The organism is Vibrio sp. J502 (genome assembly GCF_025397955.1).
GTDB lineage: Bacteria > Pseudomonadota > Gammaproteobacteria > Enterobacterales > Vibrionaceae > Vibrio > Vibrio anguillarum.
Genome location: NZ_CP104554.1, coordinates 1,226,569 through 1,248,151, shown reverse-complemented (window position 1 = coordinate 1,248,151; position 21,583 = coordinate 1,226,569). Strand labels below are relative to the sequence as shown.

Genomic DNA, 21,583 nt, shown 5'->3' with positions numbered 1-21,583 from the left:
CATAATACGCAATTTACTTTTAAGCCTTAATTCTAATATCATGATAAACACCTATAGGTGGATTTGTTAAAAAGCCCAGTGTTCCAGACTGGGCTTTAATTGCATTACATGAAGAATGCTTTAATGATTGTTGTGAGCAACTGGAATAGCGCCGTTAACAAGCCAGTCATGTTTACCTCCTTAGTTGGTTCTATATGCAAACCCTAGTGCTTTTGTACGAGGGTTTCTTTTTTTCAAAATAATCATAAGCATTTTTTAATAGTGATGTGAACTAACGTCAATTGCTGTTGTTATATCAATATCTTATGCTTCGGATAGCCAAGTTCCCATAACAAGAAAATGTTTGTGAGTGGGGTTTAAAATTACGTTATACCAGACCCTCAATAGATAAAGTCTGAGCTCGATTTTCTCTGCTATACGCTGGCGTGTAGAGAGAAAATGAGTCGACAAGCGAAGCGCGTCAGCTGCCTTCTTATACTGTAAGGTGGTGGTTATCATGCTTCATATCAGACAGTGTCGGATTTCTCCCAATGCCGACGGACGCACGACGAAGACTGAGGAATGAGTCGACAAGCGAAGCGCGTCAGCTGCCTTCTTATACTCTATAAGGTGTACCTTTATTCATATCAGACAGTGTCGGATTTCGCCCAATGCCGACGGACGCACGACGACGAAGACTGAGGAGGAGGAGGAAGGAGAAAGCAGGGCGAGTACACTATCTTTAATAGTGTACTCTTGTGCCAATATGGCATTACTTCACCTCCTATTTTTACTTAACATCTTCTTCTTTAAGCTCTTTGAGGCTTTTATCAATAAGCGCTTTTAGCACTTCAGGGACAGATACTGGTTTTGTCTTTTTTATCGTTATGTCCACTGCTTTTTTTTTCCAGCTCTCTCCATCTTTTGTCGTCAATTCTTACTGTCGGCATTTCATTACTCATTTTGTGATTGATATTGCAACATTGTAGTTAAGTCACAATGTTATTTGTATCCTTTCTTAATATGTCACATGTGACATAGTATAAGTGCGTCATTAAAATCACTTGTGACATTGTTACCATGATAGATAGACTTAAAATCTCTGTTCCTTTTAAGCGTGAATTTGTCACTAACACTCGCATGTCAAAAACTGGTGAATGTGTGGAGTTTGTTGACATCATGGAATGTTCTAGGCGTGGAATTACTCTTGAAGCAAAGCAAGTTCACTATAAGGGTGGTGCACTTGATAACAAATATGAAGTAGCAGACTTACGTCATCCTTACGAATCTTTGGAGACCAGCTTTACTGGTATGGCTCTTAAAATTTTTCAAGGCACTGTTTTTCGCTCACCTTGTATTGAGTTGAAATGCTCACCTGCCAAAATCATTCAAGGCCATAACGTTTTCGGCTCTACTTCTATCGCCTTGGGTGCTGATGAAATGCTTGCTGCTCTCGTCAATGTTTATCCTGACGTTTTCGATATGCTCGATACTGCCAATGCAACGCTTGATACGATTGATGCAACTTATTCAGCTCGACTTAATAACGAACTTCAGTGCAAGGTAAGCGCGTCATAAACCCCGCATTCTAATCACCTAGCCCGAATAATAAGATCAAACCTCCAACCCAAAGGAGATTTGAAATGGCCAAACGACGCACTAACCAAGAATGGCGAACCCTGTTCGAACACTATGAATCCAGCCAACTATCACAACGATTATTCTGTGAACGTAACGGACTGAGCCTCTCCACTTTTTACGCTAAGCGCCAACAGTTAAAGCACATCGAAAAACCGAACACGGTTGGCTTTGTTAAAGCAGAAGTCGTTGAAAAGACCACAAAGTATCAAGCCACTCACGTTGTCGTTGCCAATATGACGCTGCTCGTCAATGATGTTGAACTGAGCATCCCACAAGGCACGCCAGCGACCTATCTCGCAGAGCTTATCGGTGCGCTGTCATGAAACGTATGCTCAGTGCTCCCGAAATCTATCTCTATCGCGAAAGCGTCGATTTTAGAAAGTCCATCAACGGCCTCGCTGCGATTATCGAAAATGACACCGACTTGCCCTTGGGCAGCGGCGCACTGTTCCTGTTCACCAACAAACAGCGCGACAAAATCAAAGTGCTGTACTGGGATAAAACAGGCTTTGCTCTTTGGTACAAGCGCCTTGAAAAAGCCAAGTACAAGTGGCCATCAAAAGAGCAAAATGAGGTGTTTACCCTAACTCAATTCGAGCTTGACAGACTGCTTTCTGGCTTCACGATTATCGGCCATAAACCCGTTAGAATAAACGATTTTACAATGACTTAAGCGATAATATAGCCATATCCACCAAGCATTAACGGCATGATTTTAGTATAATCAATGCCATGAAAAAGACGCCAAATATCAACTCAGAAAGCCAAGATGTTGCCGAGCTACAAGCGATGGTGAAAGCGCTGTTGGCGTCAGAAACCCAATTGAAACAAGAGCGTCAATCGCTGCTTGAACAGCTCAAACTTGCCTTCGACCGTCAGTTCGCTAAACGCTCGGAGGCGTTAAAGCCTTACGATGAATCTCAAGGTGATCTCTTCAACGAAGCGGAGTGTGAGGCCGCTAAGGAAGAAGAGGTTGAAGTTGTCACAACGACCATCACAAAGAAGAAACGTGGTAAACGCAAACCACTGCCAAAGACCTTGCCTCGTGAAGTTATCGAACTCGATTTAAACGACGATGAAAAGCAGTGCACTTGCTGTCAACATAACCTGCATAAAATCGGTGAAGACCGTAGCGAGAAACTTGAGTTCACGCCAGCGGTACTAAAAGTGTTGGAATATGTTCGTCCTAAATATGCTTGCCGCCAATGCGAGCAAACAGAAGACAAAAACCACGTCGTTCAAAAGCCAGCGCCGCAAAGCATTATCCCGAAGAGCTTCGCCACAGAAAGCTTGTTGGCCAATATCATCCTCGGCAAATATCAATACGCGATGCCACTTTACCGCCAAGAATCCCTGTTTACCCAGTCGGGTATCGAACTCTCACGAACCACCATGGCAAGGTGGATTATCCAAGTCAGTGAGAAGTTCGCTCCACTTTACGCGGCCTTAAAAACGCACCTACTTGAGCAAGTGGTGATTCAGGCGGATGAAACGCCGCTCAATGTCCTCAAAGAAGATAAACAGTGTTATATGTGGCTTTACTGCTCGGGCGCAGACTCGCCTGAAGCCGCCCTCCCTAATGTGAGAAATATCGTCTTGTACGACTATCAAAACAGTCGAGCTAGGGCGTGCCCTGTTGCCTTCTTGGGGGATTACAGTGGTTATCTACAAACCGATGGCTATGGTGTTTATGATGGGCTTCATCTCGTCACCAATGTCGGTTGCTTGGCGCATGCTCGGCGCAAGTTCATGGAGGCGAAAAAGCTGCAAGGCAAAGGCAAGTCAGGCAAAGCGGATAGTGCATTGGCTAAAATCCAGAAACTCTATGGAATAGAATCACGCTTAAAAGGTGCCTGTGCCGAAAAACGGAAAGCAGAGCGCCAAGAGCATGCTAAGCCGATACTGGATGAGCTTTATGAATGGATGACAACTCAGAAAGTGCTTGAGTCTAGCCCGCTGGGTAAAGCGATAAAATACACGCTCGGTCAGTGGCCGAAGCTGAGCCGCTATATCGATGACGGTCACTTATCGATAGACAATAATCGTGCTGAACGCGCAATAAAACCGCTGGTTATAGGCAGAAAGAACTGGCTCTTCTCGACCAATCCCAATGGAGCTGAAGCGAGCGCGATGCTTTACAGTATCGTCGAGACAGCGAAAGCCAACGGCCTTATCCTTTACGACTACATGGTTAAGTGCATGAAAGAGCTAGCGAAATCTGAGCCTGATATCGATGCACTCCTGCCTTGGAACTTCCAACACTAACAATATCGCCCCGTGGGATCATGGGGCGGATACAATAGAGTGCGTATGATACGGATAAATAGCGCAGATGCCAGATCTAACAAGTAAGGAAGATAAAAAATCCCCCTCGTCTATGACAAGGGGGATCGATGATAGATCGGGCCATTTTAAATAGAGGTTTTAGGATCTAAAGGGCTCACGTAGCCATGCGGCTTTAATGCTAAAACATCACAGTTAATTTTATCAATGACTTGTTCTGCCGTATTGCCAATAAATACTGCCGATAACCCTGTACGCCCCGTCGTACCAAGAATAACCATCGCCGCATTGAGCTTTTCAGCTGCTTGAGGAATGACGTCTTCAGGCAAGCCTTGTTCTACAAGTGTTTGAGATTCATCTATACCATGCTTTTGTCGCAATGCTTTCATTGCCATCAAATGGTGACCACGAACAGCATCAGTGTAGGTCATTGGATCAAACTCGGGCAGCTCAATGGTAATATTCGCTGGCGTAATAGGGTATGAATTCACCAGATAAGGCGTCGCACCTAAACGAGTGGTGAGGCTTTTTAGTTGTTCAACCATGCAATCATTTAAATCAACATGAGCCGGATTTTCTGATCCCACATGTACCGAAGCGATTATATTCGCATTCTGTGGCCAATCTGAATTTTTAACCAATAGCACTGGAGTTGGGCATTTACGCAATAAGTGCCAATCTGTCGGTGTAAAAATAACGGATTCCAGGACATCATGCTTGCGCGTCCCTTTGATCAGAATGTCATGTTCTCCGTAAAATATCTCAGCAATAATCGCTTCATAAGGGCGGTTATGCCACACCACTTTTACTTCAAATTGGATCGAACTATCAATATACGGTTCAGCTACTTTCCTCATCCATTGCTCGCGCTGATGGATAACACCACGTCGCATAGCATCACGTTCATCAACAGAGAGCATCGACGTCATGTCATAAGAGAAATCATAAATAGATAGAAAAAATGTAATGTGGCTAGAAGACGTGCTTTGCTGCGCTAACTGTATGGCTCTGGCAAGGGCGGGTTGTTCATCGTGGTTGATGTCAGCAACCACCAGAATCTTGCTATAAATACTCATATCGACTCCTTAATTATGGAGGAGGGCGTTAGAGTTACTTTAGCTCATAACCAGCGAGAATTTTAGAAAAAAAGAGAGTTTTTAACAGAAGTATGACGTAGCTCATTTAAGAGCTACCTCATTGAAGTTACTTAGTTTCTTTAGATACGCCTGCCAGTTCCATCAGTTGGTCATGGTCAAGGATTGTGATGTATTTGCCTTTAACGCTAAGGATTTCAGATTTCTGAAAACGGCCGAGTAGACGACTGATCGTTTCAACAGTGAGACCAAGGTAGTTACCGATATCACCACGAGTCATTGTCAGACGAAACTCTCTAGGGCTAAAGCCGCGCTGAGAGAAACGAGTCGACAAGTTATAAAGAAAAGCCGCTAATCTTTCTTCTGCATTCTTTTTAGATAGCAGAAGAATCATCTCTTGGTCGCCCTTAATTTCATTACTCATCAAGCGCATAATTTGCTGACGTAACTTAGGCATTTTACCCGAAAGATCATCAAGAATTTCGTAGGGTATTTCACATACCATTGATGTTTCTAGAGCCTGAGCAAAGCTAGGATGAGAATCATCAGTGATCGCGTCAAAACCAACTAAATCACCCGCTAAATGAAACGCAGTGATTTGTTCATCACCTTGCTCAGTAATGGTATAACTTTTAATTGTACCTGAGCGAATAGCGTAGAGAGACTTAAGGTCGTCACCAGCTTTAAATAGCTCTTGGCCCTTTTGGATAGGTTTTTTACGCTCAATAATTTGATCAAGTTGATCAAGTTCAGATTCATTGAGTGTAAAAGGAATACAAAGCTGGCTAATGCTGCAATCTTGACAGTGAATTGCACAACCACCAGATTGAATGCGCTTTGCCGCTGGCTTATCAGAAATCATAACAACCTTTCACTTTTTGATGTACATCAATATTTTAGCACCCATTACCCCTAAAGGATAGCGAAAAAAGATGCCATAAATCAGACAGCTACCACGTAGATGATAAAATACTCACTGCTCCATAACCCGTGTATAGACCATAGAGTATGATAAAAATCGCAGCAAAATGACGAAATATGAATGATTGTTGAATGTTCTTCAAACGGGTCGCTCCGTAACCAACAAGAAGCATCGCAGGTAAGGTTCCCAAACCAAAAGAGGCCATAACCAGAGCGCCAGACAGTGCACTACCGGACACCACAGACCAAGTCAGTACCGAGTAAACTAGCCCACAAGGTAACCATCCCCAGATAAACCCAAAAGGGAGAGCGAACCACGTTTTCCTAAGCGGGAGCAATGATTGCCCAAAAGGCGAAATAAAACTCCAGATTTTTTGCCCAACCTTCTCCAGCTTCAACAGACCAAACCACCAACGCCCAACATATAATCCAAGTACAATCATTAGGCCTGCCGCAATGAGCCTCAACCAAATCAACGCATGATTAAGTGTAGAGAATTCGGATAGCGAGGCGGCGAGGCCTCCTAATAAACCGCCAAACAGCATATAGCTGGCAATACGCCCAAGGTTGTAAAAAACAAGCAGTATTGGGAGTCGATCACTGCGTTTTTCACCTAAGGTCAAAAGAGAAGCAATTCCGCCACACATTCCCATACAGTGGCCAGCTCCAAGTAAACCGATAAAGAAAGTACCAATCCAATCTGCGGTCATTTTTTCTCTTCTTTTGATGAGGTAAGTTCATCTTCATCAAACAAAATATTGTGTCCTTGGCGTTCTAAATCTTCAAACTGTTCGCTCTTTACTGCCCATAAAAAGATGATGACGGCGATCGTAACCAAAACGATCGCTATGGGGATCAATATATAAAGACTTTCCATCTACTTATCCCTCTTTTTGAGTAGTCGAAGAGAATTAGATACCACAATAATCGAACTCGCCGACATGCCCACAACGGCAATGTAAGGAGCAACCAGCCCCGCAACGGCGAGTGGCAAAACAATAATATTGTATCCAAGTGACCACGCTAAATTTTCCCGAATGATTTTGCGAGCTTTTAACGCTAAGCTTCTGGCTTCCAATAATCTGTCGAGTTTATCACCAAGTAAAACCATATCAGCGGATGCTTTTGCGACATCGGTTCCACCACCCATAGCGACTGATAAGTGCGCACCAGCAAGCGTTGGCGCATCATTAATGCCATCGCCAATCATCATGGTGATATCATCATCTGGTAACGACTTTAAGTAACTCAGTTTATCTTCTGGTTTGGCATTCGATACGACAATATCGATATCCATTTCAGCGGCCACACTTTGGGCATTAACTTGAGAATCCCCCGTTAATAGCGTGATCTTAATTCCTTCCTGATGAAAACGATCGATAAATTGTTTCGCTTCACTACGGATAGGATCGCGGTACGTGAAGGTCGCAATGTGTTGCCCGTTGAGCGACAGATAAATACGATTTGCTCGATCGTCACTGATGTCGTTCAAAACAAATTCGGCGCTGCCGATACGAACATCGCCGCCTAAATATTTACCTTGAATACCAGACCCAATCATATTCTGCACATGCTCAACACGAAACTCGTCATTACGATATTGCGCAAACGCTCTGGCAATGGGGTGATTGGCATGATGCTCCAAAGCAGCGGCTAGCGCCAAACAATGGTTTTCGTCTATATCACCATGCAACTCAACGTCACTAATTTCGATATCACCACGGGTCAACGTTCCCGTTTTATCAATAATCAAATGGTTAACTTTGCAAAGTGTTTCAAAGACATGGTTTTTTCTCAATAAAATACCAAAGTCACCCATTCGTGATGTAGCGCAAGTGATGGCTGTGGGGGTGGCAAGAGAAAGCGCGCACGGGCAGGTTGCCACCAAGACCGCTAACATGATCCAAAATGCATCTTCAGGTTTTGTCTGGTGCCAATAAAACCAAGTGGCTGCTGCAATAATCAAAATTACAGCCACAAAATATCTCGCGACAATATCAGCAATTTCTGCAATCTTAGGCTTAGACATTTGAGCTTCATCTTGCAGTCTAACAATATTGGAAATAACGGAATCCGCTTTAGATGCAGTGACTTCCAACTCGAAAGACTCATCGCCATTTAATGTACCAGCAAAAACAGCATCACCGACTGTTTTGACAACTGGTACTGATTCACCGGTCAACATTGATTCATTAATATGAATACGCCCATTCAACACTCGACCATCAGCAGGGACGTGTTCTCCAGGCAACACGCGAATTCTATCACCAAGAGCCAGCGTTTTTACAGGCACTTGACGGCCATCCAACGTGGTTGCAACCGCAGGGATCAATTTCAGTAAATTTCCGCTAGCCGCCGCGGCTTTTCTACGCGCTCGCATCTCTAAAAATCGTCCAACCAGTAAGAAAAAGGTAAACATTGAAATGGATTCAAAAAAGACTTCGCCTTGTTCAGTCACTGTCGCTATCAGACTAGCAACGTACGCAAAAATAAGAGCAATAGAAACAGGGACATCCATACCTAATGTTCTGCCTCTAATGCTTCGCCAAGCATTGAGGTAAAAGGGAAGGGCAGAGTATAAAAGTACGGGGGTTGCAAAGATCAAGCTAACCCAACGAAAATAATTGCGAAACTCAGAATCAAGATCACCGAAGACCTCAAGATAGAGCGCCACAGCAAGCATCATCACTTGCATGGTGGCTAGACCTGCAATACCCAAGCGATAAAGATATTGCTTCATTGATTGATGGTAGGCTGCCTCATGTGCGTCTGCTTCAAAAGGGGCAGCCTTATAACCTAATTTATGAATAGTGGAGAGTAATTCACTGAGTCGTGTTTGTGTCTTATCCCAACTGAGTAAAGCACGGTTGGTAGTGGTATTGACCCTTATCGAAATTACCCCATTTTTATGAGAGAGTTGTTTTTCAATTAACCAAGCACAAGCCGCACAGGAAACACCTTCTAACGATAACGTTACTTCGGACGTTTCGTTGTCGTTACGAACGAACTCTGCTTGTACATCGTCATTATCATAATGAATGAGTGCTTTGAGCTGCTCTGGCACAAGCTCCACTTTATCTGCAGTGGTCGTTCGGTATTGGTAATAAGATACTAGGCCACTCTCTACAATGGTTTTAGCCACGGTTTCACAACCGGGACAACACATATCTCTGCTTTCACCTAGAATATCAACTTTATAATCCGTGTTGGCTGGTACATCTTCACCACAGTGGTAACACGCTTTGCACATAGTTTAATTCATTAATTGAGTAGAAGTTGGCATTGGAAACGTTACTCGACCTTGGATTAACCACTCCTCATTGTGAGGAGTGAGTTCGATGAACCAAGGGCCTTGTAACGGGGCAGGCAGGGTAATGCGATATATACCTTGTGCATCCGATGCGACAAGTTGTGTGAAATCACGGTCTGGCAGTGTCCGATGAGCAAACATCATTTTAATCGCGGGGTAGTGTTCAAGCTCACCTTTATTAAATTTGAAGATAATATCATTACCCTCAGAGTAGACTTCCGAGCTGAGCTTTAATGCTTTCGCTTCGTTAATTTTTGATAGGTCAATATTAATGCCTTTGCCTTTTTTGTAGTAATCCTCTGTCACCAATGACACTGAATTCTGAGAAAAGACGATAACCGTTGCAATCGTCCATATCACCACAGTTAACGGTAAGATGATCAGAAACCACGGCCAGAATTGTTTATACCAAGGAGTTACCATAAAAAAGTTCTCAACAACAAAATAAAGAAGGCTTATTAAAAAGAGAAGAAAGACAGCCCTAATAAAGAGCTGCCTTTGTTGTGCAATTAGTTCTCTGTATTGCTTAAACTCCACACGTAAGCAGCAACCAGTTGAACTTTATCTTCACCGAGAATGTCATTCCAAGCAGGCATAACACCTGATCGGCCATGCATGACCGTTTGAGTAACATCGGCTCTTGAGTCACCAAATAACCAATCGTTATCAGTAAGATCAGGTGCTCCAAACGCAGGGTTACCTTTACCATCCGTACCATGACAAGCGGCGCAAACGACGAAGCGAGCTTTACCTGCTTCCGCTTCTCGAACGTTCACAGAACGCCCAGAAAGGCTTAGGGTATAACTCACCACTTCCTTCACACCTTGCTCACCGAGGACATCTTTCCAAGCTGGCATTTGTCCAATACGACCATGTCGGATAGTGGTCACAATCGCTTCTGGTTCACCACCATATAACCAAGCATTATCGGTTAGATTCGGAAAGCCTTTTTGACCACGAGCGTCAGAACCATGACACTGAGAGCAGTTTTGTAAGAATAAACGCTGACCAACCTTCAATGCATCAGAATCTGCTGCAATTTCAGGAATAGGGCGTAAATCCGAACCGCCGCCAGTATAAGCTAAGCGTTTAAATGCTTCACCAAAGTAGGTGTTTGCGTCATCTAACTCTTTTGCATACTGTACTAACACTTTATTGTTTTGCGCATTTGCAATCGAGGCTTTGGACTCATCAAGAGAGCGAATGGTTTGATCTGAACTTTGCCAACCAAGTACACCTTTAAAACTACCTAACCCAGGATAGAGGGTCAGATAGATAGCGGCAAAAATAAACGTACTAATAAAAAGATAGGTCCACCATTTAGGCAGAGGGTTGTTGAGCTCACGAATACCATCGTATTCATGGCCCATATCCGAGCCTTCTTCCACTCCCATTTTGTCTTTTAAACACCAAACGAGCAGAATCGCACAGCCCAGCAAAGTTCCCACCGTAATGATGATGACCCATAGACTCCAAAATGTCGTCATTGTTTAGTCACTCCTTGTTCCTTAGAGGATTTGGGCTGTTCATCGGCAAAAATGAGGTTAGCCGCTTCATCGAAACGAGCTTTACGGTTTTTGCCATAGGCCCACCACACTACGCCTATAAAACAGACGAACAGCACTATGGTCCAAATACTGTGAATAGTACCGATATCCATAACTACCCCTTACTTCATTGCGTGACCAAGAGATTGAAGATAAGAAATGATTGCATCCATTTCTGATTTCCCTTCGACATCTTTTGCTGCATTCGCGATTTGTTCATCGGTATACGGCACACCAAACTGATTACGGAATAATTCAAGTTTGCTTTGCGTAAGCTTGCCGTCCAACACATTTTTTGCTAGCCAAGGAAAACCGGGCATGTTTGATTCAGGAACCAGTTCGCGAGGATTAGTCAAGTGAACTCGATGCCATTCATCAGAATAACGACCACCAACACGAGCCAAATCAGGCCCAGTCCGCTTCGAACCCCACACAAATGGATGCTCCCAAACACTTTCACCAGCCACCGAATAATGACCATAACGCTCCGTTTCGGAACGGAATGGGCGAATCATTTGGCTATGGCAAACGTTACAACCTTCGCGAATATAGATATCACGGCCTTCAAGTTGCAGCGCAGTGTAGGGCTTAAGATTTTCAACAGGCTCAGTAGTTTGCTTTTGGAAAATCAATGGCGTGATTTCAACCAAGGCTCCCCAACTGATGGCAAAAATAATGAAAATAGCCAGTAAACCGACATTACGTTCGATGATTTCATGGCGATTATTAGAACTCATTCTTTCATCTCCTTATGCCGGTTGAGGAATAGCTTTTAAGCTATTATCTGGTGCAAAAACCGTTTTATACGTGTTGTAAGCCATCAGGAACATACCTGCTAAGAAGATAAATCCACCAATGAATCGAACGGTATAGAATGGGTAAGAGGCTTGGACAGACTCAACAAAACTGTACGTTAACGTACCGTCAGAGTTAACAGCACGCCACATCAAGCCCTGCATAACACCTGAAATCCACATCGCAACGATGTAGAGCACCGTACCAATAGTCGCTAACCAGAAGTGAGCATTGATCAGACCAACAGAGTACATACGCTCTTGGTTAAATAGGCGAGGAATTAAATGGTATACCGAACCAATCGACACCATTGCCACCCAGCCTAGAGCTCCAGAATGCACGTGACCAATGGTCCAGTCGGTGTAGTGTGACAGTGCGTTAACTGTCTTAATCGACATCATTGGTCCTTCAAACGTAGACATTCCGTAGAATGACAATGAAACGATGAGGAATCGTAAGATTGGGTCATAGCGCAGTTTATGCCAAGCACCAGATAACGTCATGATCCCGTTGATCATCCCGCCCCATGAAGGAGCAAACAACACTAACGACATCACCATGCCAAGTGACTGAGTCCAGTCAGGCAGAGCAGTGTAGTGTAAATGGTGCGGACCTGCCCAAATGTAAAGAGAGATCAAAGCCCAAAAGTGAACAATCGATAAACGGTATGAATAAACAGGGCGTTCAGCTTGTTTTGGTACAAAGTAATACATCATACCAAGGAAGCCGGCAGTAAGCAGGAAACCCACCGCATTATGACCGTACCACCACTGAACCATAGCATCCACCGCCCCAGCGTAAACTGAATACGATTTACCCATAGAAACAGGGATTGCCATGCTATTTACAATATGTAATACAGCAACAGTAAGGATAAAAGCTCCGAAGAACCAGTTTGCCACATAGATATGTGCCGTCTTACGTTTGACGAGTGTTCCAAAAAACACTATCGCATAAGATACCCATACAAGAGCAATGGCGATATCAATTGGCCATTCTAATTCCGCGTATTCTTTACCGGAGGTATAACCCAAAGGTAAAGTTATTGCTGCAGATAAAATAATGGCTTGCCATCCCCAAAAAGTGAAGGGCACAAGAGGACCACCAAATAGACGAGTTTGACAAGTACGCTGAACAACATAATAAGATGTTGCAAAGAGGGCACTTGTACCAAACGCAAAAATAACCGCATTAGTATGCAGAGGACGTAAGCGACTGTACGTCAACCACGGCGTATCAAAGTTTAGCTGTGGCCAAACTAATTGAGCGGCAATCAAAACACCTACAGCCATACCAACAATACCCCAGAGAATAGTCACTAAGGTAAATTGCCGAACAACTGTATAGTTGTAGTTTTGTTCAAGCTGCTTTTCTTGGCTCATTTGCATGCTTCCAATTTCTAATTAACTACACTTTACTTCCAACACGACACATGTCGTAATGCCCCCCAAATCCACAATAGAAATACTGCTTTATCATAACGTTACTATCTATTGCTGACTTTAAAAAAAAGTGGCATTTTCAACCGTCAACTATACTGCAATTAACAATTCAATGACAGAGTAGTAACCTTACAGTTGTTCAGGATTTGGCCTTTTATTTCAAAACTTTGAAGTTTGTTACACGAGGAAGGAAGCATCATGGCTTCAGAAAAGCTTACAAAACACAGGTTTGCTCAAATACTAATCGCATTACTCATTCTTTTGGTCGCTTTTTTCTGGAGGACTTTTTCTTATCAAAACGTCGACATGACGAGCTGCACTCCAACGCCAAATTGTTCTGTATTTGTAAATGAACAGGAAATTATAGTGATTAAAGATGATAAAAACCCAAATCAATACATAATTGGGCCACGAATTCCTGAACTAGAAATACATACAAATGGAACACTTATTCAACATTCCGACCACTGGATAATCCAACCAAATTCACCCAATAAACCTATAACTTTCAAGATAATTGGAAAAAGATCCTCGATATAAACTCTTACAAAAATAAAACATGAACCCAATCTGGTTCTTGGATTGATCAGCATAAATAATAACTAGAATGAAATCTTCGATTATCAGACTAGTTATTAGGTATTTTATGGTAAATGCTGATTATGTTTAATGTCATGAGGATAGATAGAAAAAGAGGAAGGAAATATTCGTACATTAAAATATGATCATTTATAATTTAACATAATATACATAATGCGCACTTAAGCATGGTTTAAAGCTCCACAGAGAGCGTCTGAGCAACATAAGGCAATGACGACAAGGAGAACTCCAGCTTTTCAATTAAACCCATTCTATGGTCCTTAAGTTGAGTTATAACAGAATCAGAAAGATTAACGCCAGCATCAAGAAAAGAATTAAGTTCCATGAGATCCCTACTTAGCTTGTGCAGATATTGTATCGAGGCTTGATGAAGCAAAATTTCGCATGATATTTTCTCATGATTAGACTCAGCTAGTGAAGTAAATGAGTTGTAAGCGCGTCATAAACCCCACATTCTAATCAATCTCGGCACGCCATAAGATCAAATCTCCAACCTCAAGGAGATTTGAAATGGCAAAAAGACTCTCTCATCAAGAATGGCATACCCTATTCGATCAATACGAATCCAGTCATCTGTCTCAACGCGTGTTCTGTGAACAAAATGGGCTGAGCCTTTCAACCTTCCATGCCAAGCGACAGCAACTAAAGTTCATAGAGCAACCTAAGAGCAGTGGATTCGTTAAAGCTGAAGTCGTTGAAAAAACGACACGCTACCAGATGACTCAAACACCGATTGCCAACATGACACTATTGATTAATGACGTTGAACTCAGCATCCCCCAGGGAACACCTGCCTCGTATCTGGCAGAGTTAATCGGAGCACTGTCATGAAGAGAATGCTGAGTGCCCCTAATGTTTACCTGTATCGGGAGTTCGTGGATTTTAGAAAGTCCATTAATGGTCTGGCGGCGATTATTGAATCTGAAACCGATTTACCGCTCGGAAGCGGTGCGCTGTTCCTGTTTACCAATAAACAACGCGATAAAGTCAAAGTCTTGTACTGGGATAAAACGGGCTTCGCTCTGTGGTACAAACGGCTCGAAAAAGCCAAATTCAAATGGCCCACTCAAGAGAAAAAGCAGGTCTACACCCTGACTCAATTTGACCTAGACAGACTGTTATCTGGCTTCACGATAATCGGCCATAAACCGATAAAAATAGACAACTTTACAATGAGTTGAACCCGATAAAAGTGAGTTATACCAAGCCTTGACGTGGTGTTTTTAGTATAATCAATGCCATGAAAAAGACGCCCGATATTAACCCAGAAAGCCAAGACATCGCCGAGCTTCAAGCTATGGTGAAAGCGTTGATGTCGGAGAAAAAAGAGTGGCAACAAGAGCGCCAATCCTTAATTGAGCAGTTTAAACTGGCCCTTGACCGTCAATTCGCCAAACGCTCGGAAGCGTTAAAGCCGTATAACGAAGCACAGGGTGACCTCTTTAATGAGGCGGAATGTGAAGCGGCGAAATCGGAAGATGAGGTTATCACCACGACGACAATCAAACGTCGTGGTAAACGTCAACCGCTTCCTAAAGACTTGCCACGTGAAATTATCGAGCTTGACCTAGATGAGCACGACAAACAGTGCTCATGCTGCCAACACATTTTGCATAAAATCGGCGAAGACCGCAGTGAAAAGCTTGAGTTCACGCCCGCCGTCCTAAAAGTGTTGGAATATGTTCGCCCGAAATACGCCTGTCGTCAGTGTGAACAAGAGGCTGAAAAAAGCCACATTCACCAACAACCCGCACCGATAAGTATCATCCCCAAAAGCTTCGCTACCGAAAGTCTGCTTGCCAACATTATTTTAGGCAAATATCAGTATGCGCTTCCGCTGTATCGTCAGGAAACCTTGTTCACCCAATCAGGTATCGAGTTATCGAGAACGACCATGGCCAGGTGGGTAATCCAGGTTAGTGAAAAGTTCAAACCGCTTTATCAGGCACTGAAGACTCACTTACTCGAACAAGTGGTGGTTCAGGCCGATGAAACGCCGCTCAATGTGCTCAAGGAAGACAAGCAATGTTATATGTGGTTGTACTGCTCGGGAGCCGACTCCCCTGAAGCTAAACTCCCTGACATGAAAAATATCGTCTTGTTCGACTATCAAAACAGTCGCGCGAGAGTGTGCCCCGTGAACTTCTTGGGTGATTACTCAGGCTATCTGCAAAGTGATGGTTACGCGGCTTATGATGGATTAACCAACGTCACCAATGTCGGTTGCTTCGCTCATGCACGTCGTAAGTTCATGGAAGCGAAGAAGCTTCAGGGCAAAGGTAAAACAGGTAAAGCGGATGTGGCGTTAGCCAAAATCCAAAAGTTGTACGCACTTGAATCTCGATTAAAACTGGCTTCGGTCGAAGAGCGTTGGGCAGAAAGACAAGCGCAGGCTAAACCGATGTTGGATGACTTCTATGACTGGTTAACCACGCAGAAAGTCATCGAATCGAGTCCTCTTGGTAAAGCCATCAAGTACACCTTGGGTCAGTGGCCTAAGCTGATACGCTATGTTGAAGATGGGCATTTATCTATCGACAACAACCGAGCGGAACGCGCAATCAAATCGCTGGTCATTGGCAGAAAAAATTGGTTATTCTCGACGAATCCGCTTGGTGCTGATGCGAGTGCTTTGCTGTATAGCATCATCGAGACGGCGAAAGCGAACGGACTGATACTCTACGATTACATGGTCAAATGTATGAAAGAGCTGGCAAAGTCTGAGCCTGATATCAACTCACTGCTTCCCTGGAACTTCTCACATTCAAATTAAAACGCCCCGTGGGATCATGGGGCGCATACAATGAGTTGCCATGTGTTTCTGTATTTACGATACTTTCCATATGAATATTCCTAATTAATTAAAGACTTGGGTTTTTCATATGTCTAGGTGTGTTACAGCACACCTAGACAACTAAAAGTTAAACGGTCAAATTCCAATCTCTGATGCTCTTAAGCATCATTAAGCGAATAGCGCTTGATGGCTTATGACCAGAAACCTTACAAAGTTCTTCAAAAGCCTCCTTTAACTCACTATTAGACCTTACAACCAATCTATCATCCAACGTACTTGGATAGTTCTTACTCTTAAGCTCAGATATTTTAGAAACTCGAGATGAAAAAGCCCATGGATTATCAGTGCTATCCTCGTTTTTTTTCGGCATAAAGCCCCCTTTGTGATACCATTTGTTAACACAAGCAATTTATCACGCGGATATTGTTAACGCAACTGTTATCACAAATATAAATTTTGAAGATTTTGCGAATCATTAAGAGATTGATAAAAAAGGAAATTTAAAAGAGAAATACCATATTGGCACAAGAGTACACTATTCTATTAAAGATAGTGTACTCGCCCTGCTTTCTCCTTCCTCCTCCTCCTCAGTCTTCGTCGTCGTGCGTCCGTCGGCATTGGGCGAATTATCGACCGTTTAGAGAGCTATGCTCGACACTCGCAAAGCTCAAAAGCGGCTTGGTAGGATGAGGATGTTTTTTATGGTCAAGTGCTGGGGAATGCTAACCGCGCCGATGGGATGCGAGGAAATAAAAAACCAAGTCGTGCGGCTTGGTGCTGCGCTTGCACTGCGTGCTTTGCTTATCCCTGCGGGGCTTGTTCATATCTCGCGTTAAGTGCTGTGAGGGCGCTTATGAGCGCAAATGAGTGCGCATTATGCAAATTATATTACGGGCTTCGATGGTAAAGCGATTCTCTATCCTAGTCATCACGGCCAGCGTTGCACTGACCGGATATTGCCAAGTCTTTCGCCCACCCTTGACGGCTCTCAGGCCAAAGGCAAACCCTCAACATAATTCACAACCATAATACGCACTTTAAAAAATAGAATTGAGCTTGACCTCTGCTCGCTCAGGAACTGGCGCATCCAGTGCGCGCGGTTTGCAAAATACGTTTAGATTCATGTTGTCTTTTGTCAGCTTGAGCAAGCAATCATCATAGTGAGCATATTTGATATCGTTGGCCGCGAGAAACGTATCATCAAAATAATACGTTCCCTCGGGTGTTTTGGCCTCGAGCGTAATAAAGAACTTGAAACCATTTGGCCCTTTTTTTGTGGTATGGCCCGTGTAGTACAAGTTTTGAATATCATATAGGCCGAGCATCGAGCGAAGACCATCTAAACGCCCAGAACCAGATGGACTATCGGTACGACCAGCAGCCGTATTGCTATTCCCACCATCAGATACAGAAGAATTAGACGAAGAATCCGCTTTATTGCTGACACTGGGCGATTGAGAAACGCTAGATTGAGTCGAGTTCGCTTGCGTGTCCTGAATCTCCGAAGAAGAACCAAAAACCAGACGGGATAAACCATACGTTAAGTATCCTATGCCTAAAATTATAATTAGAAAAACCGCAATGAGTGCTGGATTTTTCGCTAACACATTGAGAGCGCCAGAAGCACGAGCAATACCCGTCGCTGTTGACTTGTAAAGCAAGAACGCATCAAGCGGAATTTTTTTCTTGGTAAGATCAGGGTCTTTGCCCTTTGGTATCACTGGCGTTGATGTGTTTTTAGCGTGCTTATAGATGTAAGGCTTGCGCTTTGCCCAAAAGAATTGGTCACGGCCTTTATGGAAAAAACATTGCTCAGCCGGTGCGCGGATTGCTGAATCAATTTGACCCCAATCAGGCGATAACAACTCAATATCCCAGTTATATTTTCTATGACGCTGGAAACCCTCATTAAAAGAAAATGGGTAGATTATGCGGCCTTGGTCGTCATATTCTGCTCGACCTCGGTCGTCAGTCTCAGACGGGTCTAAATTAGTCATATCAGCAGGCGTATAGCGAGAGTAAAAAAACGATTCGTAATCCTTGGGAAGTTTTGGCAAGAATTCAGACAAAGGACGATAAAATACTTTATCCATCCTAAATCGGCGTTGTTGATCAAATCAGCTTGAAAATCAACGACGCCATATATGACTAGCTGTCAGTTTCTGACAGGCATTCCTAGTCCTATGACTTTGTTTATGGCTTTGACATTCGCCATGATTTCGCCCACTTGAGCGTTATAACATCTCATACTCAATGTACCGCTAGTCAGTCCTTTATATCGGGACATTGCCGTCTCAGATATTGAGCGATAGTGATAACCAGACTCGGCTTTCCATTTCGGTATTGACCCATTTTTCAGAGCTGTTACTGCTCCGTTTCTGGGATGGCCATCTTCCCAAAGTGCTGCATTCTTTCGAGGCGGTATCAGCGGGATACAACCCTTCTTTTTCAGAGTATCATGGCAATTTTTGGTGTCATATGCTCCATCGGCAGATACGGCTGTGACCTTTCTGCGTAGCGGGTTGAGCAACGTAGGTAGTACTTCACTATCGCCCACATTGACAAGGCTGACTTCCGCACTTATCGCTTCGTGAGTGTCTACATCAACAGCTAAGTGCAGCTTACGCCATGTTCTGCGCTTTTCTGCACCATGCTTTTTCACTTTCCATTCACCCTCACCAAAGACTTTGAGGCCAGTCGAGTCAATGGCAATATGGCGAATAGCCCCTCTAGATTTATTGCGATATTTGACTTGAACTGTCTTTGAACGTTTACTGATACAGGTGTAGTCAGGAGATGTCAGCGGAACATCCAATAGCTCGAAAATCGAGTCGATAAAGCCTTGAAGTGCACGCAATGGCAGAGAGAAGATGCCCTTAATCATCAAAGCAGTTTCAATCGCTGTATCAGAGTACTGGAATCCTCTACCACGCTTACCATGGTGGGTTTTGCATTGCCATGCATCAATGGCTGAGTCATCTATCCAGAATGTAACCAAACCACGTTTGCACAAAGCCTTATTGTACTCCGCCCAGTTAGTTATCTTCTTTTTCGCTTTACCCATGTCACCACCGTTCCAATCCTCTCAAAGGATCAGATCACAGGATTTGGAAAAGGTTCAACTGATTTAGGCAACAACGCCTCCTAAATCCAATGTTTTTAGAGAAAATGTCCTGACACTCATCAATAACAATCAGTGCCCCAAGCGGACACCAGCAGAAAAAGTGTTGCCAGAGTTCAATCCCTTCCGCATCCCTTGAGAAGATACGAATAAGGCGAGTAGTAGACGGAAACTCTATATCAAGACGCTTCTGAATAGCATCAAGTGGTTGCATCCCTTCAATGTTCGTGACAACAACGCGCCCCGCCTTTAGTGCTTCAAAAATAACAAAGTAAGCAGCATAAGCGGACTTATAAGAGCCATTAGCACCCGTTCTAATCGTGATAGCCATCGTTAAAACCTCGATACCGAAATAACAAACGCAGTGGTAAAGCCTGTAAATATGATATTTATCGCTTGCGGTATTTTAAATAAGAACGCATAAAAGCGTAATTCATCAGGCAAAGCATTAAACGTTAATATGATGATTTGAGTGAATCCAATCTCATTTAATAGATATGAAGCTGTTTTATATGAAACGGACAAAGAATAAACCATAAATTTCAACTTTAAATAAACATAAGAAGCATTGATATAAACGGTCAATTGGTCAAAATAATCTGGAATATTCAAAAAGAAATCAATGATAGTCTGAAAGAAATCACCGATTGACTGAACGATTAATAATAATGACTCCATTATTTTCGACTCCCTAAAATTGCTTTGACTGCAATAACTGATGCAATAAACAAGATTACAGCAGCAATTAAATTAGCTTGGTCAATAAAAGCAGGTAATACGCCGGACTTTAAATTTAATTGTTTGCCATTGGGTAATACAAAATCTAGTGAATGCTCTTTATATTGACCGCCGTTTAATTGCGACACATCAAAGCTAAATATCTTTTTAAACTCATCAATTTGTTGCTCATATTGCCGTTTTAACTCTTCAGTATCAGCAAGAACGGAATCAAGCAAATCAGGCTTATAAAGGCCAACAGTATCAAAATCGACCTTTCCTTTGAACTCACGACTAACATAAGAGCCAGTAGAAAGTGCATCAGATAGAGCGTCTAGACTGCCTTTAATCTCACCAGTTTGAGCATTGAGAGCTTCGACAACGGAGGAGCTATCACCGCCGCCAGTACCGCTACTGGATTTAATAGCGTCAACAATGCTAGCCGTATTAGTTAAACCATGTTCAAGAAGAACTCCAACACCCGAACCTATATTGTTATTAACATCATATAACTGCCTGTTGGTTTCGTCTAATTTCCAATCCAGAGGGCGAACAACATCCTTTATTCCATTTAAAGTGGTGTTAGTGCCATCCGCAGCAGAATAAATAGAACGATTCAAGCCACTAATCGAACCCATAAAACTATTGAATTGTTGTTCGGGGAGACCACCAGAGCCAGAGTTGCTAGAATTATTAATACTATGAAGCGTGGTTAAAATAGAATCCAAAGATTCAGAATAATTAGGAGTTGGATTATTAGCCATATTGGAAAGTATATTTGATTGACCACGATTAACTTCAATTAAGTCAGCAAGTAAAGGTGAAATTATATGAGTGGATTTAGCCACCTCGGCATTCATATAAGCACCAATTCGTAAAGCCTTTGCTAATTGTGCGGATGATGAATCAAGACCGGAGATAACACCGGGCATGACTTCAAGTTGAGCCTGTATAACGTCATTATAATGAGGGTCTGTAGGGTCAGGATTAGAGCCGCCGTTGTCAGTACAAGTACCGTTAGCGTCACAAGTGCCATTAGTATCATCAGAGCCAGTACAGGTATCACCAGTTGTCACAAAATAGCCCGTACAATATTGAAGTTCATCAGAACAGGTCCAAGTATTTTGCCCCTCGATACCCTCCTCAGCTCTACAACCATCAACACAAGCGGAAGCAATACGAGCAGTGCCAAGCGGCCATTTTAAAGACGGAGTATTTCCAATTGGGCAAACGGCAGCATGAGACGCAAAGGAGGTCAGGAACGCGAGCAGTAAGAAGAGAATGAAAAGAGCGGTATTGATTGCGCTACGCATGTAACCCCCCAGAAGTAAGAAAAAAC

Annotated in this window: 23 protein-coding genes and 3 pseudogenes; 9 read left to right on the top strand and 17 right to left on the bottom strand. The window is 43.1% G+C overall.

Going from position 1 to position 21,583, the window contains the following annotated elements:
* Window positions 1–1,059 precede the first annotated feature (1,059 nt).
* The 4 genes and pseudogenes from N5E84_RS05895 to N5E84_RS05880 all read left to right on the top strand — a co-directional run.
* A pseudogene (locus N5E84_RS05895) lies at window positions 1,060–1,542 on the top strand (phage/plasmid replication protein, II/X family); the annotation flags it as partial.
* A gap of 80 nt (window positions 1,543–1,622) precedes the next feature.
* Window positions 1,623–1,943 (top strand): IS66 family insertion sequence element accessory protein TnpA, encoded by a 321-nt coding sequence (tnpA, locus tag N5E84_RS05890; RefSeq protein WP_019283194.1) that lies wholly within the window; start codon window positions 1,623–1,625, stop codon window positions 1,941–1,943.
* Window positions 1,940–2,293: an IS66 family insertion sequence element accessory protein TnpB gene (gene tnpB, locus N5E84_RS05885; RefSeq protein ID WP_019283195.1), complete on the top strand. Its 354-nt coding sequence runs from the start codon at window positions 1,940–1,942 to the stop codon at window positions 2,291–2,293. Before tnpA (N5E84_RS05890) ends, tnpB (N5E84_RS05885) begins: the two co-directional genes overlap by 4 nt.
* 59 nt (window positions 2,294–2,352) lie before the next feature.
* Entirely contained in the window at window positions 2,353–3,885 is a 1,533-nt protein-coding gene (locus N5E84_RS05880) for an IS66-like element ISVa11 family transposase (RefSeq protein ID WP_069211897.1), read from the top strand.
* Window positions 3,886–4,031: 146 nt separating this feature from the next.
* Here the strand turns inward: N5E84_RS05880 and uspE are convergent, their stop codons facing one another.
* The 10 genes from uspE to ccoN all read right to left on the bottom strand — a co-directional run bounded on the left by uspE (window position 4,032) and on the right by ccoN (window position 12,952).
* Window positions 4,032–4,979, bottom strand: a complete 948-nt coding sequence (gene uspE / locus N5E84_RS05875; protein WP_019282274.1) for a universal stress protein UspE — start codon at window positions 4,977–4,979, stop codon at window positions 4,032–4,034.
* 127 nt (window positions 4,980–5,106) lie between these two features.
* Window positions 5,107–5,859 (bottom strand): FNR family transcription factor, encoded by a 753-nt coding sequence (locus N5E84_RS05870; RefSeq protein ID WP_010320258.1) that lies wholly within the window; start codon window positions 5,857–5,859, stop codon window positions 5,107–5,109.
* Window positions 5,860–5,947: 88 nt separating this feature from the next.
* Window positions 5,948–6,628 (bottom strand): sulfite exporter TauE/SafE family protein, encoded by a 681-nt coding sequence (locus N5E84_RS05865; RefSeq protein ID WP_019282273.1) that lies wholly within the window; start codon window positions 6,626–6,628, stop codon window positions 5,948–5,950.
* A complete protein-coding gene (gene ccoS, locus N5E84_RS05860) occupies window positions 6,625–6,795 on the bottom strand; it encodes a cbb3-type cytochrome oxidase assembly protein CcoS (RefSeq protein WP_013856892.1) in 171 nt (56 codons plus the stop codon). The genes N5E84_RS05865 and ccoS overlap by 4 nt, the downstream gene beginning before the upstream one ends.
* The gene (locus N5E84_RS05855; protein WP_019282272.1) at window positions 6,796–9,168 is read right to left on the bottom strand and encodes a heavy metal translocating P-type ATPase; all 2,373 of its coding nucleotides are present in this window, start codon (window positions 9,166–9,168) and stop codon (window positions 6,796–6,798) included. It lies immediately after the preceding gene.
* A gap of 3 nt (window positions 9,169–9,171) precedes the next feature.
* Entirely contained in the window at window positions 9,172–9,651 is a 480-nt protein-coding gene (locus N5E84_RS05850; RefSeq protein WP_017042885.1) for a FixH family protein, read from the bottom strand.
* 86 nt (window positions 9,652–9,737) lie between these two features.
* Window positions 9,738–10,715 (bottom strand): cytochrome-c oxidase, cbb3-type subunit III, encoded by a 978-nt coding sequence (gene ccoP / locus N5E84_RS05845; RefSeq protein ID WP_013856895.1) that lies wholly within the window; start codon window positions 10,713–10,715, stop codon window positions 9,738–9,740.
* Entirely contained in the window at window positions 10,712–10,888 is a 177-nt protein-coding gene (locus tag N5E84_RS05840; RefSeq protein WP_010320252.1) for a CcoQ/FixQ family Cbb3-type cytochrome c oxidase assembly chaperone, read from the bottom strand. Before N5E84_RS05840 ends, ccoP begins: the two co-directional genes overlap by 4 nt.
* A 9-nt stretch (window positions 10,889–10,897) precedes the next feature.
* The gene (gene ccoO / locus N5E84_RS05835) at window positions 10,898–11,512 is read right to left on the bottom strand and encodes a cytochrome-c oxidase, cbb3-type subunit II (RefSeq protein ID WP_013856896.1); all 615 of its coding nucleotides are present in this window, start codon (window positions 11,510–11,512) and stop codon (window positions 10,898–10,900) included.
* A 12-nt stretch (window positions 11,513–11,524) separates the two neighbouring features.
* Window positions 11,525–12,952: a cytochrome-c oxidase, cbb3-type subunit I gene (ccoN, locus tag N5E84_RS05830; protein ID WP_026027333.1), complete on the bottom strand. Its 1,428-nt coding sequence runs from the start codon at window positions 12,950–12,952 to the stop codon at window positions 11,525–11,527.
* 258 nt (window positions 12,953–13,210) lie between these two features.
* On the opposite strand from ccoN, the gene N5E84_RS05825 reads away from it, so the two are divergent.
* Complete coding sequence (locus N5E84_RS05825) at window positions 13,211–13,552, top strand: hypothetical protein (RefSeq protein WP_019282271.1); 342 nt, start codon at window positions 13,211–13,213, stop codon at window positions 13,550–13,552.
* A 232-nt stretch (window positions 13,553–13,784) separates the two neighbouring features.
* On the opposite strand, the gene N5E84_RS05820 is transcribed toward N5E84_RS05825, so the two are convergent.
* Window positions 13,785–13,937 (bottom strand): hypothetical protein, encoded by a 153-nt coding sequence (locus N5E84_RS05820; RefSeq protein WP_261676528.1) that lies wholly within the window; start codon window positions 13,935–13,937, stop codon window positions 13,785–13,787.
* A gap of 185 nt (window positions 13,938–14,122) precedes the next feature.
* Between N5E84_RS05820 and tnpA (N5E84_RS05815) the strand changes: the two genes are divergently transcribed.
* Genes tnpA (N5E84_RS05815) through N5E84_RS05805 form a run of 3 tightly spaced genes read left to right on the top strand, consistent with a single transcriptional unit; the run spans window position 14,123 to window position 16,385 of the window.
* Window positions 14,123–14,443 (top strand): IS66 family insertion sequence element accessory protein TnpA, encoded by a 321-nt coding sequence (gene tnpA, locus N5E84_RS05815; RefSeq protein ID WP_081245520.1) that lies wholly within the window; start codon window positions 14,123–14,125, stop codon window positions 14,441–14,443.
* Window positions 14,440–14,793, top strand: coding sequence for an IS66 family insertion sequence element accessory protein TnpB (tnpB, locus tag N5E84_RS05810; protein WP_069212062.1), 354 nt, complete (start codon window positions 14,440–14,442; stop codon window positions 14,791–14,793). Before tnpA (N5E84_RS05815) ends, tnpB (N5E84_RS05810) begins: the two co-directional genes overlap by 4 nt.
* A gap of 59 nt (window positions 14,794–14,852) precedes the next feature.
* Entirely contained in the window at window positions 14,853–16,385 is a 1,533-nt protein-coding gene (locus N5E84_RS05805; RefSeq protein ID WP_095661379.1) for an IS66-like element ISVa9 family transposase, read from the top strand.
* A gap of 148 nt (window positions 16,386–16,533) precedes the next feature.
* On the opposite strand, the gene N5E84_RS05800 is transcribed toward N5E84_RS05805, so the two are convergent.
* A complete protein-coding gene (locus N5E84_RS05800; protein ID WP_019282269.1) occupies window positions 16,534–16,776 on the bottom strand; it encodes a hypothetical protein in 243 nt (80 codons plus the stop codon).
* A gap of 331 nt (window positions 16,777–17,107) precedes the next feature.
* Between N5E84_RS05800 and N5E84_RS05795 the strand changes: the two genes are divergently transcribed.
* Complete coding sequence (locus N5E84_RS05795; protein WP_261676527.1) at window positions 17,108–17,242, top strand: hypothetical protein; 135 nt, start codon at window positions 17,108–17,110, stop codon at window positions 17,240–17,242.
* A gap of 201 nt (window positions 17,243–17,443) precedes the next feature.
* On the opposite strand, the pseudogene N5E84_RS05790 reads toward N5E84_RS05795, so the two are convergent.
* From N5E84_RS05790 to N5E84_RS05770, 5 genes and pseudogenes are all read right to left on the bottom strand, one after another.
* A pseudogene (locus N5E84_RS05790) lies at window positions 17,444–18,523 on the bottom strand (zonular occludens toxin domain-containing protein); the annotation flags it as partial.
* A gap of 38 nt (window positions 18,524–18,561) precedes the next feature.
* Window positions 18,562–19,470, bottom strand: a complete 909-nt coding sequence (locus N5E84_RS05785) for an IS5 family transposase (protein ID WP_019281855.1) — start codon at window positions 19,468–19,470, stop codon at window positions 18,562–18,564.
* 79 nt (window positions 19,471–19,549) lie between these two features.
* Window positions 19,550–19,858, bottom strand: a pseudogene (locus tag N5E84_RS05780) (zonular occludens toxin domain-containing protein); the annotation flags it as partial.
* Between the two features lie 2 nt (window positions 19,859–19,860).
* Window positions 19,861–20,205 carry a DUF2523 family protein gene (locus N5E84_RS05775; protein WP_019281837.1) on the bottom strand — a complete coding sequence of 115 codons (345 nt, stop codon included), beginning with the start codon at window positions 20,203–20,205 and terminating at the stop codon, window positions 19,861–19,863.
* Complete coding sequence (locus N5E84_RS05770) at window positions 20,205–21,557, bottom strand: hypothetical protein (protein ID WP_069212260.1); 1,353 nt, start codon at window positions 21,555–21,557, stop codon at window positions 20,205–20,207. Before N5E84_RS05770 ends, N5E84_RS05775 begins: the two co-directional genes overlap by 1 nt.
* Window positions 21,558–21,583: the final 26 nt, after the last annotated feature.